12 protein-coding genes, 1 tRNA gene and 1 rRNA gene are annotated in these 14,010 nt (G+C 28.5%); 11 read left to right on the top strand and 3 right to left on the bottom strand.

Annotation, left to right across the window (positions count from 1 at the left end; all coding sequences use genetic code 11):
• Positions 1 to 13 precede the first annotated feature (13 nt).
• The 3 genes from tsaC (at position 14) to rrf (ending at position 1,762) form a co-directional block, all read left to right on the top strand.
• Positions 14 to 559, top strand: coding sequence for an L-threonylcarbamoyladenylate synthase type 1 TsaC (gene tsaC, locus M9397_RS01565; protein WP_250226655.1), 546 nt, complete (start codon positions 14 to 16; stop codon positions 557 to 559).
• Positions 560 to 585: 26 nt separating this feature from the next.
• The gene (gene aroE, locus M9397_RS01560) at positions 586 to 1,452 is read left to right on the top strand and encodes a shikimate dehydrogenase (RefSeq protein WP_250259867.1); all 867 of its coding nucleotides are present in this window, start codon (positions 586 to 588) and stop codon (positions 1,450 to 1,452) included.
• Positions 1,453 to 1,645: 193 nt separating this feature from the next.
• Positions 1,646 to 1,762, top strand: a 5S ribosomal RNA gene (rrf, locus tag M9397_RS01555).
• A 363-nt stretch (positions 1,763 to 2,125) separates the two neighbouring features.
• Here the strand turns inward: rrf and gloB are convergent.
• Positions 2,126 to 2,881, bottom strand: a complete 756-nt coding sequence (gene gloB / locus M9397_RS01550) for a hydroxyacylglutathione hydrolase (RefSeq protein WP_250259865.1) — start codon at positions 2,879 to 2,881, stop codon at positions 2,126 to 2,128.
• A 319-nt stretch (positions 2,882 to 3,200) separates the two neighbouring features.
• Entirely contained in the window at positions 3,201 to 3,656 is a 456-nt protein-coding gene (rnhA, locus tag M9397_RS01545; RefSeq protein ID WP_250226652.1) for a ribonuclease HI, read from the bottom strand.
• A 58-nt stretch (positions 3,657 to 3,714) separates the two neighbouring features.
• Between rnhA and dnaQ the strand changes: the two genes are divergently transcribed.
• The 3 genes from dnaQ to M9397_RS01530 all read left to right on the top strand — a co-directional run bounded on the left by dnaQ (position 3,715) and on the right by M9397_RS01530 (position 5,618).
• On the top strand, positions 3,715 to 4,479 hold the full coding sequence (gene dnaQ / locus M9397_RS01540; RefSeq protein ID WP_250259863.1) for a DNA polymerase III subunit epsilon: 765 nt from the start codon (positions 3,715 to 3,717) through the stop codon (positions 4,477 to 4,479).
• A 225-nt stretch (positions 4,480 to 4,704) separates the two neighbouring features.
• The gene (lpcA, locus tag M9397_RS01535) at positions 4,705 to 5,292 is read left to right on the top strand and encodes a D-sedoheptulose 7-phosphate isomerase (protein WP_250226650.1); all 588 of its coding nucleotides are present in this window, start codon (positions 4,705 to 4,707) and stop codon (positions 5,290 to 5,292) included.
• A 252-nt stretch (positions 5,293 to 5,544) separates the two neighbouring features.
• Positions 5,545 to 5,618, top strand: a tRNA-Thr gene (locus M9397_RS01530).
• Between the two features lie 182 nt (positions 5,619 to 5,800).
• On the opposite strand, the gene M9397_RS01525 is transcribed toward M9397_RS01530, so the two are convergent.
• Positions 5,801 to 6,403, bottom strand: coding sequence for a peroxiredoxin C (locus M9397_RS01525; protein WP_250226649.1), 603 nt, complete (start codon positions 6,401 to 6,403; stop codon positions 5,801 to 5,803).
• Between the two features lie 1,572 nt (positions 6,404 to 7,975).
• On the opposite strand from M9397_RS01525, the gene tgt reads away from it, so the two are divergent.
• The 5 genes from tgt (at position 7,976) to ribD (ending at position 13,929) form a co-directional block, all read left to right on the top strand.
• Positions 7,976 to 9,082 (top strand): tRNA guanosine(34) transglycosylase Tgt, encoded by a 1,107-nt coding sequence (tgt, locus tag M9397_RS01520; protein WP_250259861.1) that lies wholly within the window; start codon positions 7,976 to 7,978, stop codon positions 9,080 to 9,082.
• A gap of 72 nt (positions 9,083 to 9,154) precedes the next feature.
• Positions 9,155 to 9,502, top strand: a complete 348-nt coding sequence (gene yajC / locus M9397_RS01515; protein ID WP_250226647.1) for a preprotein translocase subunit YajC — start codon at positions 9,155 to 9,157, stop codon at positions 9,500 to 9,502.
• Between the two features lie 31 nt (positions 9,503 to 9,533).
• A complete protein-coding gene (gene secD / locus M9397_RS01510; RefSeq protein ID WP_250226646.1) occupies positions 9,534 to 11,393 on the top strand; it encodes a protein translocase subunit SecD in 1,860 nt (619 codons plus the stop codon).
• Between the two features lie 61 nt (positions 11,394 to 11,454).
• Positions 11,455 to 12,366 (top strand): protein translocase subunit SecF, encoded by a 912-nt coding sequence (gene secF / locus M9397_RS01505; protein ID WP_250259859.1) that lies wholly within the window; start codon positions 11,455 to 11,457, stop codon positions 12,364 to 12,366.
• A gap of 423 nt (positions 12,367 to 12,789) precedes the next feature.
• Entirely contained in the window at positions 12,790 to 13,929 is a 1,140-nt protein-coding gene (ribD, locus tag M9397_RS01500) for a bifunctional diaminohydroxyphosphoribosylaminopyrimidine deaminase/5-amino-6-(5-phosphoribosylamino)uracil reductase RibD (RefSeq protein ID WP_250259857.1), read from the top strand.
• Positions 13,930 to 14,010 lie beyond the last annotated feature (81 nt).

Here is a 14,010-nt window from a genome sequence, read left to right as displayed (position 1 = left end):
CCCTTTATCAAATATGAAAAATTTACTTATACAACTAAATCAAGGTAAAGTGATCATTTATCCGACAGAATCAATGTTTGGTTTAGGATGTGATCCTGATAATAAACAAGCGATATCTACCTTACTAAAAATAAAAAATAGATCTTGGAGGAAGGGTTTAATTTTAATTGCTGCTAATTATACACAATTACTTAAATATATTGACGATAGTTTCTTAAATGAAAATCAACAATCACAAGTCTTTTCTACTTGGCCTGGGCCAGTGACATGGGTATTTCCAGCAAAATCTAATACTCCATATTGGTTAACAGGCCAATTTTCATCTTTAGCAGTACGAGTTATTCATTTTGAACTAATTCAACATCTTTGCTTAGCCTTTGGAAAACCCTTAGTATCTACCAGTGCAAATTTATCTGGACAACCCCCTGCGCGTACTATTAAAGAAATACATGAGCAACTCGGGCATAACATGCCTATCATGTATGAAGATATACTTGGCAGATCTAATCCTTCAGAAATTAGAGATGTTATGACAGGCAAACTAATTCGAGGTGGATAATTTCCATTATTCAAGGAGATAAACAGATGAGTTCTTTTGCTGTTTTTGGTAATCCAATTAAACATAGCAAATCATCAGAAATTTACGCATTGTTTGCACATGAAATTGGAATATCAAAAGAATACAAACTTATATTGGCATTACACGATAATTTCCATTATTTATTGCATAATTTTTTCAAATTAGGCGGATTAGGAGCAAACATTACTTCTCCATTTAAAGAAAATGCATACTTTTTGTGCAATCAATTAACTGAACGATCTAAAAAAGCTCGCTCAGTTAATACGATAAAAAAACTAAAAAATGGTACTTTACTGGGAGATAATACTGATGGTATAGGATTTATTAGCGATTTAAAACGTCTTAATTGGATAGATAATAATAATCATATTACTTCTCAAGAATCTACAACAACGAATATTCTATTAATTGGAGCTGGAGGTGCAGCAAAAGGAATTGTTCCTATGCTTTTAAACACTATTACAACATGTCATATAAATATAGTGAATAGAACATTTGCTAGGGCACAGAAATTGACATCTTATTATCAAGAAATAGGGTATAACAACATATCATGTCTCCCTTTATACAAATTACGTTATGACACTAATAAATATAGTTTAATTATTAACGCTACCACTAGCAACATATACAACACTATTCCAAAAATACCATCTGTTCTTGTTAATCCTGAAACTAAATGTTATGATTTGTTTTACACAAAACAAGATACATTGTTCATAACATGGTGTAAAAAAAATGGGTCAAATTATTGTTCAGATGGATTAGGTATGCTAGTAGAACAAGCAGCTCATTCTTTTTTCTTATGGCACAATTTGTTTCCTACTGTTGATCCTGTGATAAATCATTTAAGATCTGCGCTTTATATATAAAGTTATATTGATTTTACAATGAAAGAAATATAGGAACGATACCATCATAAGATGGTGTACTATTATTTAATAGTATAGTGAACAGATAAAAATTAATAATTTTTAGAATCTATTTTGTTTTAAAAAAAAATCCTATACAATGTAAAACGTTGATTGAATTTGTTGATATTTGGTTTGTTATTCAAAGATTATACTTGGCGGCATTAGCGCGATAGTACCACCTGATTCCATTCCGAACTCAGAAGTGAAATGTCGTAGTACCGATGGTAGTGTGGGGGTTTCCTCATGTGAGAGTAGGGGGCTGCCAAGTATCTTAAATTTAACGGAATCTAATCATCAAAGCTAGAATAACTGAAAGAATAATACAGATAAATGGATTTTATTGTTTATGCAATTAAATAAATTATTATGATGACCAGAAAATTTCTATGTGTATTTAGTAAATAAAAATATACTAAATATAAGATTACAACTTAAATTTTTTAAGTATTTTATTGTGTATCATATGCATTTTTATAAGATAGAAAATAATTTCAACTGCAATTAGAACTAACATTCATATAAGATATAAAATTAACAAAAAAGTTTTAATTAGCACTGGTATTATTTTTTAAATTAGGAATTACAGTTAAGAAACAATAATCAAGATTCAGTGCCTATATTAAAATATAGACTAAAACGAATCTTTTTTATTGCGTAATGCAGAAAAAACTTGCCAGTCTTCTTTCAGATTAAAAGGTAAATTTAGTGATTTTTTTACATCTAAGTTATCACAACGAAAAAAAAGATTAATCCTTCTTTCTAAATTTACTGTCGTTGGACCAATGGGTTGGTTGTTTTTAATCATTTTAATAATCTTATTACGATAATCAATGATAGATTGATCTCGAGACAAAATAGAAATAGCGAAATTAATATTAGATAAAGTATACTCATGTCCACTGAAAATCAAAGTATTGCTAGGAAGATGTTTAATTTTTAAAATAGATTCATACATTTTCTGAGCAAATCCTACACAAATTTTACCGCACCCTGCTGAAAACACAGTATCTCCACAAAACAACCAAGGCGCACTATAAAATCCAATATGCCCCAATGTATGTCCAGTCAAATTAATAACTTTAAATTTTTTCTGTAATAATACAAAATCATCTCCTTCTGACACCAAGCAGTGAGCGCCATTATTTTTAGTTTCCATTGGACCATAAACAATAGTTTTTGGAAAATATCGAGTTAACGAGAACACTCCATTGATATGATCAAAATGATTATGAGTTAATAAAATTGCTCGTAATTTAAATTGAAGCTTCTTTAGGATATTTAATACTTTTACCGCCTCTCCGGGATCAACAATTATGCCTTCACCTCTGTAATTATACAAAAACCAAATATAATTAGTGTTAAATACCCGAACTCTAATAATATTCATCAATTGACTGTAGTTAAAAAATTTTAAAATAGTTATTTTAAAATTTTTTTATAAATATGCAATAAATAAAAAATATTATTTTTTACACTTAAGTTAATTTTTTTTAAATATAAATATAAATGCAATAAAAATTTCATAAATTATTATGAATAGTATTTATATCATTGTAAAATGAAAAGATATATGTTAGGTTGACTAGTAAGAATCTGAAAGATATGAATATATACTGAAATTGTATATTTTAAAAATATATGTATGCTTACCACATATAATAACATTAATTATATTGTAATACTTATTACCGATAATATTATTGTCATTAATAAAAATCTTCTTTCAAAGGACATCTAGCGGCTAATCGAGCTAGTTGATCGCACCGTTCATTATCTGGATGTCCAGTATGACTTTTTAACCAATTCCAATGAATAATATTATGAGTTTGTATTGCTGTATCTAAACGTAGCCATAAATCAATATTTTTTACTAATTTTTCTTCAGAAGTTTTCCAGTGATGTTTTTTCCATATGTGAATCCACTGAGTAATTCCATGTAACAAATATTGGCTATCAGTATTTAGAGTAATTTGACAAGAATTTTTAAGCGATTCTAATGCAATAATAGCTGCCATTAATTCCATACGATTATTGGTAGTTAAGCGGTATCCCATACTAAATTCTTTTTTATGTTGTTTGTACCGTAATATCGCAGCACAACCACCTGGTCCTGGATTACCAAGACATGATCCATCAGTAAAAATTTCTATTTTTTTATACATATTATAGGATATATTATGATTTCAATTCAAATAACTAGTGTGACACAAATGGAAAGCTATGAGCACTAATATTGTACGACAAATTGTTTTAGATACTGAAACCACTGGAATGAACAAGTTTGGACCACAACATTATGAAGGACATAGGATCATTGAAATAGGTGCAGTGGAAATAATAAATCGTCATTTAACTGATAACACATTTCATGTTTATATAAAACCAAATCGCATGGTGGATATTGAAGCTATTCAGATACATGGAATTACCGATCAATTTTTGAAAAATAAACCAACTTTTTCAGAAATAGTAAATGATTTTTTAGCATTCATTCGTGGCAGTGAATTAATTATTCATAATGCTCCGTTTGATCTAGGATTTCTTAATCAAGAATTACAAATTTACAACGCAAACTCAAAAAAAATAGAATCTTACTGCGTTATTATTGACAGCTTAAAATTAGCTCGCAAAAAATTTCCAGGACAACGTAACAACTTAGATGCATTATGCGAGCGTTATTGTATTAACAATGGTAACAATCAACGAAACCTACATAGTGCATTGATTGACGCACAGCTTTTAGCTAATGTATTTTTAGCTATGAGTGGAGGTCAAATAAAAATGAAATTTATGGAAATAACAGATACAAATATATCAAATAATAAAATTAATAATATTAAACAATCAAATAATATAAAATGTACACATAAAAAATCATTAAAAATTATTTATGCTAGTGAACAAGAAAAATTGGTTCACGAAGAATATTTAGACAACATACAGCAGATAAACAAACACTGTATATGGCGACAAAATAATAAATGATGTAACACAAAAACCATTTTCAATTTATCTATGATAATAAAATAAAAGAGCAGATATGTTTATAACATATCAATAATTCTATGTTATAGATAAATTTTACACTAGAAACAAATATATTTTTATGGATAATCATGAAAAATTCATATTTCTAAATTGCTTAAAGAAATAATACATATCGCTATAACAATAATATATATATATCTTGATTATTTTAAAGGAGTAATTATGTATCATAATTTAATTTATAACGAATTTAAAGAAACTATAAAAATAATGCAGATATTTTCTTGTGAAAAAGATAACATTAAAATAATAGAATCATCTGCAAAACTTATCGCTAATACTTTCAGAACAGGAGGAAAAATATTGTCCTGTGGAAATGGTGGTTCCCACTGTAATGCCATGCATTTTTCAGAAGAACTAACTGGGCGCTATAGAAGTAATCGATCAGGTTATGCAGCAATAACTATTTCTGATCCTTCATATTTATCGTGCGTTAGTAATGATTTTGGTTATGAATATGTTTTCTCCCGCTATATTGAATCTATTGGAAACGAGAAAGATGTGTTATTTGCTATCTCTACCTCCGGAAAATCAACTAATATTCTATATGCTATAGAAGCAGCATACAAACAAAGTATGAAAATAATTTTTTTAACCGGAGAAAAAAAAGAAAAAAAATTATCTGATTATATAGATATGGAAATTTGTGTGCCATACGCAAGTTATCCTGATCATATTCAAGAAATTCATATTAAAATAATCCATGTACTTATCTTTCTTATAGAGAAAGAAATGGGATCTATTTCATAATAAATAATGAAAAACTAATGTTGATATATGCAATCCACACTCAATATTATTAATCAAATCAAAAATAAAAGCGTATTTACTTGATTGTTCTGTATAAATGTGATACACTGGGCAATTGTTATCTGTTTATGTTTCCTAAGATTGAAGATATAAGCCCTCTCTTCTTTATAAAGAAGAGAGGGTAGGAACATTTTATTTGGCAATATGTTATATGTTATTACCGCTCTCTTTCTGCTTTAGTAATAAACAAATGCCGATATAGCTCAGACAGGCAGAGCAGCGCATTCGTAATGCGAAGGATATAGGTTCAAATCCTATTATCGGCATAATGAAGAAAGAACCTTATTCTTCTCTTTAAATAAACTAAATAGTTTACACTTAAATTCACTGCTGCATCTGTATCTTATTATATTAGTATCACTCAAAACAAAACTAATAGCCTAATAATCCTACCACCATTATTGAATGATGATGTTAGTAGTAAATCGCTAGGCACATGATGATATACTTACAATTGAGAGAAATTGTCAGAAAGATAATTAACCACCCCTTTCTGTGATGCTTCTAATCCCTCCTTATTCTTGTTCCATTGAGCGGGACACAACAAACCATGTGCCTCATGAAACTGCAAAGCATCTACCATCCGAATCATTTCATCAAAATTTCTACCAAAAGGTAAATCATTGATTACTTGATGACGTATAACTCCCGATTTATCTATCAAGAAAGAAGCACGCAAAGCCACTCCTTTATTTGAATGTTCAACACCATATTTCTTAATAATTTCACGTTTTATATCAGAAACCATAACATATTTCAATAACCCAATTCCACCTTGACTGACAGGAACTTGTCTCCAAGCATTGTGCACAAAAACCGAATCTATAGACACTCCCACAACCTCTACGTTTCGTTTCTGAAATTCAATATAACGTTTGTCACAAGCAATCAGCTCCGAGGGACAGACAAATGTAAAATCCATGGGCCAAAAGAATACTATTGCTTCTCTTTTATTAATATAATTTAATAAATTAAAATTATCCACAATTTCACCGCTTCCTAATACTGCAGAGGAAGTGAAATCTGGAGCACAATGACTAACTAATACCATGATTAATTCCTTATTCCTTGCTTAACGTGTTTAATATATTTAAAAAATTAAATATACAAATAGTAACAATGATAATCAAAAGTACTCATTCTACTGTTTAAACTATCTTTATGCAAACAATACTATATAATTTTTTTTAAATAAAAATTTCTCATTCACCTAAATATTATGATTGTTAAATTTTATTTTTTTTATGGGTTACTAAGCTAGTTATTTTGATTGTTGTTGTATAATAACACTATAACGTGTTTTGAAAATTAAAACTTATTTTTTAATATTTAATATAATAATTAAAATTAATCATTACCGTACAATTTATTTTATAAATCTTTATTTATAATATTAAACACTATTAATTAAAATTTTAATATTTCTTGACAATAAATATATAGAACGACAGTTATTACTCTGTATTTGGAAAATTTACAATATTTTCTAATTAAAAGGTCAATATTTTAAGAAATTATAAAAATTTGGAATAATTTATTTACATTTTTTAAGCACTAAATTTTTGTGTTTCAATCACAAATTTCATCATAAATTATGACCATTTAGTTCACAAATAACTAAATAAATATAATCAGATCGATGAAATTTTCTCAAAAAATTAAGTCGTTACATTTATAACATTTGATGTTATCAACAATAATAACAATTAGACCATATAAAAATATATGATATCATTAATACTTTTGGACCATATCTACAGTTTCTCTATAAGAAACAAATACTCATCATGTGTAATCTCTGATTCAATAAAATCAATATTTAATTTAACAATCGGTAATAATGAAAATTTGTGAGATAATCATAAAAATATAATTGATAAACCATTATAATAATCATATTGACAATATTAGGATACTATCAATTATAAAATTGAGTCACTACATTTTAGCTTATAAATAAAAAATTGATGTGAACGATATATCAAATAATTGATACTACATCCGTCCATGTACAATAAAAATTGTAACTGTAGAAATGATATTCTCTTAACAAATATTTTTAAGAAAATTATATGCCATAATATACTAACGATTTTTAGTAAATTTATGCATGAAATCAACTAATCGTCATTAATACAACTGGTCTGAATAAAAAACCATACTATACATGGAAAATGTATATTTTATATTTTTTGTAATCATAAAATCTATTGTTAAAATTTAAAAATAAATATATCAATCATAATTGATTACAATAATTACTATTAAACTATTGACCATCATGTCAATATGTGTCAAATATAGCCATAACTATTAAAATTTTTATACATACAAAAAAATATTTTGTTTGGAAATTTTATTTGATGGATCCTAAAAAAATATTGTTTAATGCACACTTTTAAAATCAATATTTTTATATCATAAAAATACAAATATTTTTATCGCATTTATTCAGGATTATAAATCATTAACATACACATTGTAATTTTGTAAGTTATATTTATGTATATGTTATATATGCATATATATATAAATATAAATTTTTATAACAAATACGGTAATAATTAGTACCTATATATTTATATTTTAATTAATAAACATTTCTTTAATTAGGATAAGATTTATGTCATTTCAATTATTAGAAACAGATGGATATGCACGACTTGGTAAACTTATTTGTAATCAAGGAATAGTAGATACACCTGCCTTTATGCCAGTAGGAACCTATGGATCCATCAAAACATTAACATCAAAAGAAATTAAAGCAAGCGGAACACAAATTATTTTAAGCAATACTTTTCATTTATGGTTACGTCCTGGATCAGACATTATAAAACTACACGGTGGTTTACATAAATTCATGAATTGGACTGGCCCAATAATTACAGATTCTGGAGGGTTCCAAGTATTTAGTTTAAGTAAAATGTGTACAATTACAAAAGAAGGAGTATACTTTAAAAGTCCTATCAATGGTCGTCTTGTGTTTTTAACTCCAGAAAAATCTATAGAAATTCAGCATGATTTAAAATCTGATATAGTTATGATATTTGATGAATGTATATCTTATCCCAACACTTGGGATTACGCAAAGAAATCAGTCAACATATCTTTGCATTGGGCTGAACGTAGCCGTTTACGTTTTGATACATTACATAATTCAAATATGTTGTTTGCCATCATTCAAGGAGGTATGTATGAAAACTTGAGGGATATATCAGCAAAGGAATTAATAAATATTGGTTTTGATGGATACGCAATAGGGGGTTTATCGGTAGGAGAACCAAAAATGGAAATGTATCGTATTTTATCTCATATATGTAAATTAATTCCTACAAATAAACCACGTTATTTAATGGGTGTTGGTAAACCAGAGGACCTATTGGAAGCTGTACAGCAGGGTATTGATATGTTTGATTGTGTTATTCCAACACGCAATGCTCGTAATGGATATTTATTTGTTTCTGATGGAACAATCAAAATTCGAAATGCACAATACAAAAGCGACACTTCTCCATTAGATAAAAAGTGCGATTGTTATACTTGTCAAAATTATAGTCGTTCGTATCTGCATCATTTAGATTGTTGTAAAGAAATTCTTGGTGTGCGCTTAAATACCATTCATAATTTAAGATATTACCAGCGTCTGATGGAGGGATTACGTCAAGCTATCAAAAAAAAATCATTAAAAAACTTTATCAACATGTTTTATAAGCATGTTAATAGTATTTAACACTGAATTTACATTCAGTATTTTTTTAATAAACCCAATGATTCCAACTATTCTATAAAACAGGAAATATTAATGAACATATTTACTAATACTGCTTGGGCCAGTGCCAACGCTAATTCTCAGAGTAATCCGTATTCCTTAGTGATCATGTTAACAGTATTTGCTGGAATTTTTTATTTTATGATCTTTAGACCACAACAAAAACGTAATAAAATTCATAAAGAATTATTAAACTCCATCTCCAAAGGAGACGAAATATTAACTAATGGAGGATTGGTAGGTCGTGTAGTTAAAGTTACAGAAACAGGTTATATCTTTATTATTCTCAACGAGAAAAATAATACTAATAGCAATGAAATACTAATTAAGCGCGATTGCGTTACTGCCATTTTACCTAAAGGCACTATGAAAGCATTATAATTTATAAATTTGTAGATTGAGATAAGATCTTGTGTTGAATAATTATCCGTTATGGAAGTATCTTGCGGTTGTATTAGTATTCGTTGCTAGTATAATTTACGCACTACCGAGTTTATACAGAAATTATCCTACAATTTACATTACTCAATATGCTTCAGAAAAACCCTATCAAAATATGGATAATATTACATTATGTTATATAAAAAAAATACTTACACACGAAGAAATCATTAATAAATCTATTGTATTACAATCAAACAAAATTCGAATACAATTTTTTAATGAACAGAATCAACTTCAGGCTTACCAAAAATTATCAACTCTTTTTTCACAGAAATATCAGATATTGCTGTGTAATACCCCAAATATACCGCATTGGTTATCTGCGATCAAAGCTAAGCCTATAAAATTAGGGTTAGACTTATGCGGAGGAACATATTTTGTAATACATGTGAATTTGAAAACTGTACTAGATAAATTTCAAGAAAAATATATTGATATTTTCAAAACCATCTTACTTAAAAAAAACATTCCTTATTTAAAAATATGCAAAATTAAAAATCATGATATTGAAATTAATTTTCAAAATGCTAGTGATAGAAATGAAGCAGTTTTACCTTTATCTGAAATAGATAATGACTTGATATTATATCCAATGGAACCCAATAAATTACATGTGATTTTTTCTGAAAGCAAAAAAAATACAATTCGTGAGCACACAATACATCAAAATTGTACTATTTTACATCACCGTATACACCAATTAGGCATTATTGAACCATTGATACAACGTCATGGAAGTGAGCGTATTATTATAGAATTACCTGGTTTTCAAGATATTGATAAGATCAAAAAGATGCTTAGTACAACTGCAAGTCTGGAGTTTCGACTGGTTAATTCATCAATAAGCGAATTTGAAATAAACAATAATTTAATTCCAGAAGATTCCGAGATAAAATTGAGCAATAATGGTTGTTTAGTACCATTGTATAAACAAATAGTGTTATCTGGAGATAATATTACTAATTCTAGTGTTAGTTTAGATGAATACAATAGACCTCAAGTAAATATTTCTTTAAATAAAACAGGTAGCATCCTAATTTCTAATTTCACCAAAAATAATATTGGGAAAGCAATAGCTACGTTATTCATAGAATACAAAGATAGTGGAAAAAAAGATTCCACAGATCATGCTATTTTAATTAAACATGAAAAAATTATTAATATTGCTACTATTCAATCCCAGTTAAATGATAATTTCCGTATCTTTGGGATCAACAATTTAAATGAAGCGCGCCATCTTTCGTTATTATTACGCATGGGCACGTTAGTGGCACCTGTTCATATTGAAGAAGAACGAATTATTGGTCCTACACTTGGTAAACAAAACATTGCACGAGGATTTACCGCATGTGCTTTAGGAATATTCACTTCTATATGTTTTATGATTTTATGGTACCATTACTTCGGGTTAATCGCTAGCATTGCTTTAATTGCTAATTTAATACTTATGATAAGTACGATGTCTATAATCCCAGGAATAGTGCTGACTATGCCAAGTATAGCGGGGATAATATTAACTTTATCTGTAGCCATAGATGCAAATGTATTAATTAACGAGAGAATAAAAGAAGAAATAAACAAAGGTAAACCCGTGCAATATGCTATATACACAGGATATCGTAAAGCATTGACTAGTATTGTAGATGCAAATATTACAACCATTATCACTTCTATTATACTATATGCAATTGGTACGGGGCCAATTAAAGGATTTGCTATTACTACTATTATTGGAGTAGGAACATCAATGTTTACCTCTATTATCGGTACTCGTGCTGTTGTTAATTTAGTGTATGGAAAAAGAAGTCTTCGTAAGCTATCTATTTAATTTTTTATTTTTTTGAATTATATACCAAATTTAATACATTTTTTAATTAAATTTTCTTAAAATGAGTGACGCTTATTATAGAATTTATGATTTTCTTGCATGGAAACGTTTAATATTTTTTTTATCAATATTTTTATTCTTCATTTCATGCAGTACCATGATAACACGTGGTTTTAACTGGGGATTAGATTTTACTGGAGGTATGTCAATTGACATTACTTCAGAAAAAGATATTAATCTCATTAATGTTAAAAATATTTTGGTTCAATCAGGATTCAAAAATCCTACAGCGCAATATTTTGGTTCCCCAAAAGACATAATGATACAATTACCATTAAATCCTAATGTAAATAAAATCAATCAAGACACCGCAAATATAGTGCTACATGCTTTACAAGAAAGTATGGTCCAAAATTTTTTCATTAAACAAACAAATTGGATTGGGCCAAGTGCTCATAGTCAACTGATAAATACAGGAATAATGGCTTTATTAGTCGCATTAATATGTATTTTAATATATATAACTTTTCGTTTTGAATGGAGATTAGCGACTGGAGTAGTTATATCTTTGACATACGATATAATAGTTATTTTAGGTATGTTATCTTTACTTACTATTAAAATGGATTCCACCATTATTGCTGCCCTAATGTCAGCAATTGGATACTCTATTAATGACAAAATTGTCATTTTTGATAGAATTAGAGAAAATTTCTATTATGCATCTGTATCAAAACCTATAGATATATTTAATATCTCATTGAGTCAAGTACTCAGTAGAACTATCATAACTTCAGTCACAACTATTATGGTACTGCTAATACTACTAGTTTTTGGGGGAGACATGTTATACGGATTTGCGGTCACTCTGTTACTTGGCACTATTATTGGCACAGTATCATCTATATATATAGCTTCATCGTTAGCATTTAAATTTGGTACTGCACGTGATCATTTTATAAAAATTAATTAAAAAATTTTTCACCGCTGATTTTTTTATATATGTATTTAACGAACATTAAAAAATATAATAGTATCTTTACTATTGTCATAACACTGAATGATACTGCAGTTTATTCAAATATTTTGAATACACTTGGACAGTAAAATATCAATTATATTGTAAACAAAATTAAATTTGTAGCAATATTATAATATGCACTACACAGTAATGCCATACATATTTAATCATCAATAAATATTACTACAATAACATACGGATAAATGAGATCTAATTATCACTACAATACCTAACTAACGGAATGATTTATTAATATTTATGACATAATAGAGAGTCAAAACACTAGTACTCTCGTAATATCGAATTTAAATTATTTTTTTATTAAAAAAAATTGATCACATAAAAATATATTTAGTCTCACGATCTCATGATACTATGACAGATAATCTCATACCACATGACAAAAAATTTTTAATACGGGCTTTCCAATTAGCATGGAAAGGACGTTTTACTACTATGCCTAATCCTAACGTAGGATGCGTTATTGTTCGCGATAATAAAATTGTAGGAGAAGGATACCACATACGAACAGGAGGAGCACATGCTGAAATACATGCGTTACGTATTGCTGGAAATTTAGCGCAAGGAGCAACAGCCTACATTACTTTAGAACCATGTAGTCATTATGGACGCACTCCTCCTTGTACTACTGCATTGATTAACTCAGGAATTAAACGTGTTGTTGTAGCTATGCTAGATCCTTATTTTTATGCAAGAGGACGTGGTTTACATTTGTTACAAAAAGCAGGCATTGAAGTACAACATAGTCTAATGTTAGAAGAGGCTGAATCAATAAATAGAGGATTCCTAAAACGTGTACGCACGGGATTCCCATGGGTTAAATTAAAATTAGCTGCATCTCTAGATGGTAGGACCGCTATGTCTTCTGGAGAAAGCAAATGGATTACATCTATTCAGGCACGTCAAGATGTACAACATTTTCGAGCAGAAAGCGACGTTATTCTTTCCACTGCTAGTACCGTTTTAGCAGATGATCCAAAACTAAATGTACGTTGGACATGCTTTTCAGACGAAATGAAACGTATTTATGCCAATCATCAAATTAGGCAGCCACTACGGGTCATTATTGATAGCGCAAATAGAGTGCTTCCAGCACATCGTGCTATACGATACAAAGGAAAAATTCTACTCGTGCGTTTAAAAAAAGATCATCAAAATTGGCCTCCATCAGTAGAACAATTATTATTATCGTCAATTAATTATCGTGGCCGTCATCAAATAAACTTAACAGAACTAATGCAACATCTTGGATATCGTGGAATTAATAATATTTGGGTGGAAGCAGGAGCTACTTTTTCAGGGGTATTATTAGATATTGGATTAGTAGATGAGCTTATTCTGTATCAAGCTACAAAATTTTTAGGATCTGACGCAAGACCTTTATGTTTATTACCGGATATCAAATATCTGAATGACATCAAGTCTTTTAAATTAATTGATATAAAAAATGTTGGCCCAGATATTCGTTTAAGATTAATACCAAAAAATATATAATATTTTATTTATTGGCGTGTTACAATATCATGTTATAATGATGTCAATAAATACAATAAGTAATGATATAGTAGTCAAAGC

Source organism: Blochmannia endosymbiont of Camponotus sp. C-003, assembly GCF_023585685.1.
Classification (GTDB): domain Bacteria; phylum Pseudomonadota; class Gammaproteobacteria; order Enterobacterales; family Enterobacteriaceae; genus Blochmanniella.
This window is presented reverse-complemented; position numbering and strand designations above follow the sequence as displayed.

What these genes read in the sequence shown, in the direction of transcription:
- aroE (WP_250259867.1), top strand. Translation starts at nt 586, where the DNA reads ATGAGTTCTTTTGCTGTTTTTGGTAATCCAATTAAACATAGCAAATCA.
- yajC (WP_250226647.1), top strand. Translation starts at nt 9,155, where the DNA reads ATGAACATATTTACTAATACTGCTTGGGCCAGTGCCAACGCTAATTCT.
- tsaC (WP_250226655.1), top strand. Translation starts at nt 14, where the DNA reads ATGAAAAATTTACTTATACAACTAAATCAAGGTAAAGTGATCATTTAT.
- dnaQ (WP_250259863.1), top strand. Translation starts at nt 3,715, where the DNA reads ATGAGCACTAATATTGTACGACAAATTGTTTTAGATACTGAAACCACT.
- tgt (WP_250259861.1), top strand. Translation starts at nt 7,976, where the DNA reads ATGTCATTTCAATTATTAGAAACAGATGGATATGCACGACTTGGTAAA.
- M9397_RS01525 (WP_250226649.1), bottom strand. Translation starts at nt 6,403, where the DNA reads ATGGTATTAGTTAGTCATTGTGCTCCAGATTTCACTTCCTCTGCAGTA.
- lpcA (WP_250226650.1), top strand. Translation starts at nt 4,705, where the DNA reads ATGTATCATAATTTAATTTATAACGAATTTAAAGAAACTATAAAAATA.
- rnhA (WP_250226652.1), bottom strand. Translation starts at nt 3,656, where the DNA reads ATGTATAAAAAAATAGAAATTTTTACTGATGGATCATGTCTTGGTAAT.
- secF (WP_250259859.1), top strand. Translation starts at nt 11,455, where the DNA reads ATGAGTGACGCTTATTATAGAATTTATGATTTTCTTGCATGGAAACGT.
- gloB (WP_250259865.1), bottom strand. Translation starts at nt 2,881, where the DNA reads ATGAATATTATTAGAGTTCGGGTATTTAACACTAATTATATTTGGTTT.
- ribD (WP_250259857.1), top strand. Translation starts at nt 12,790, where the DNA reads ATGACAGATAATCTCATACCACATGACAAAAAATTTTTAATACGGGCT.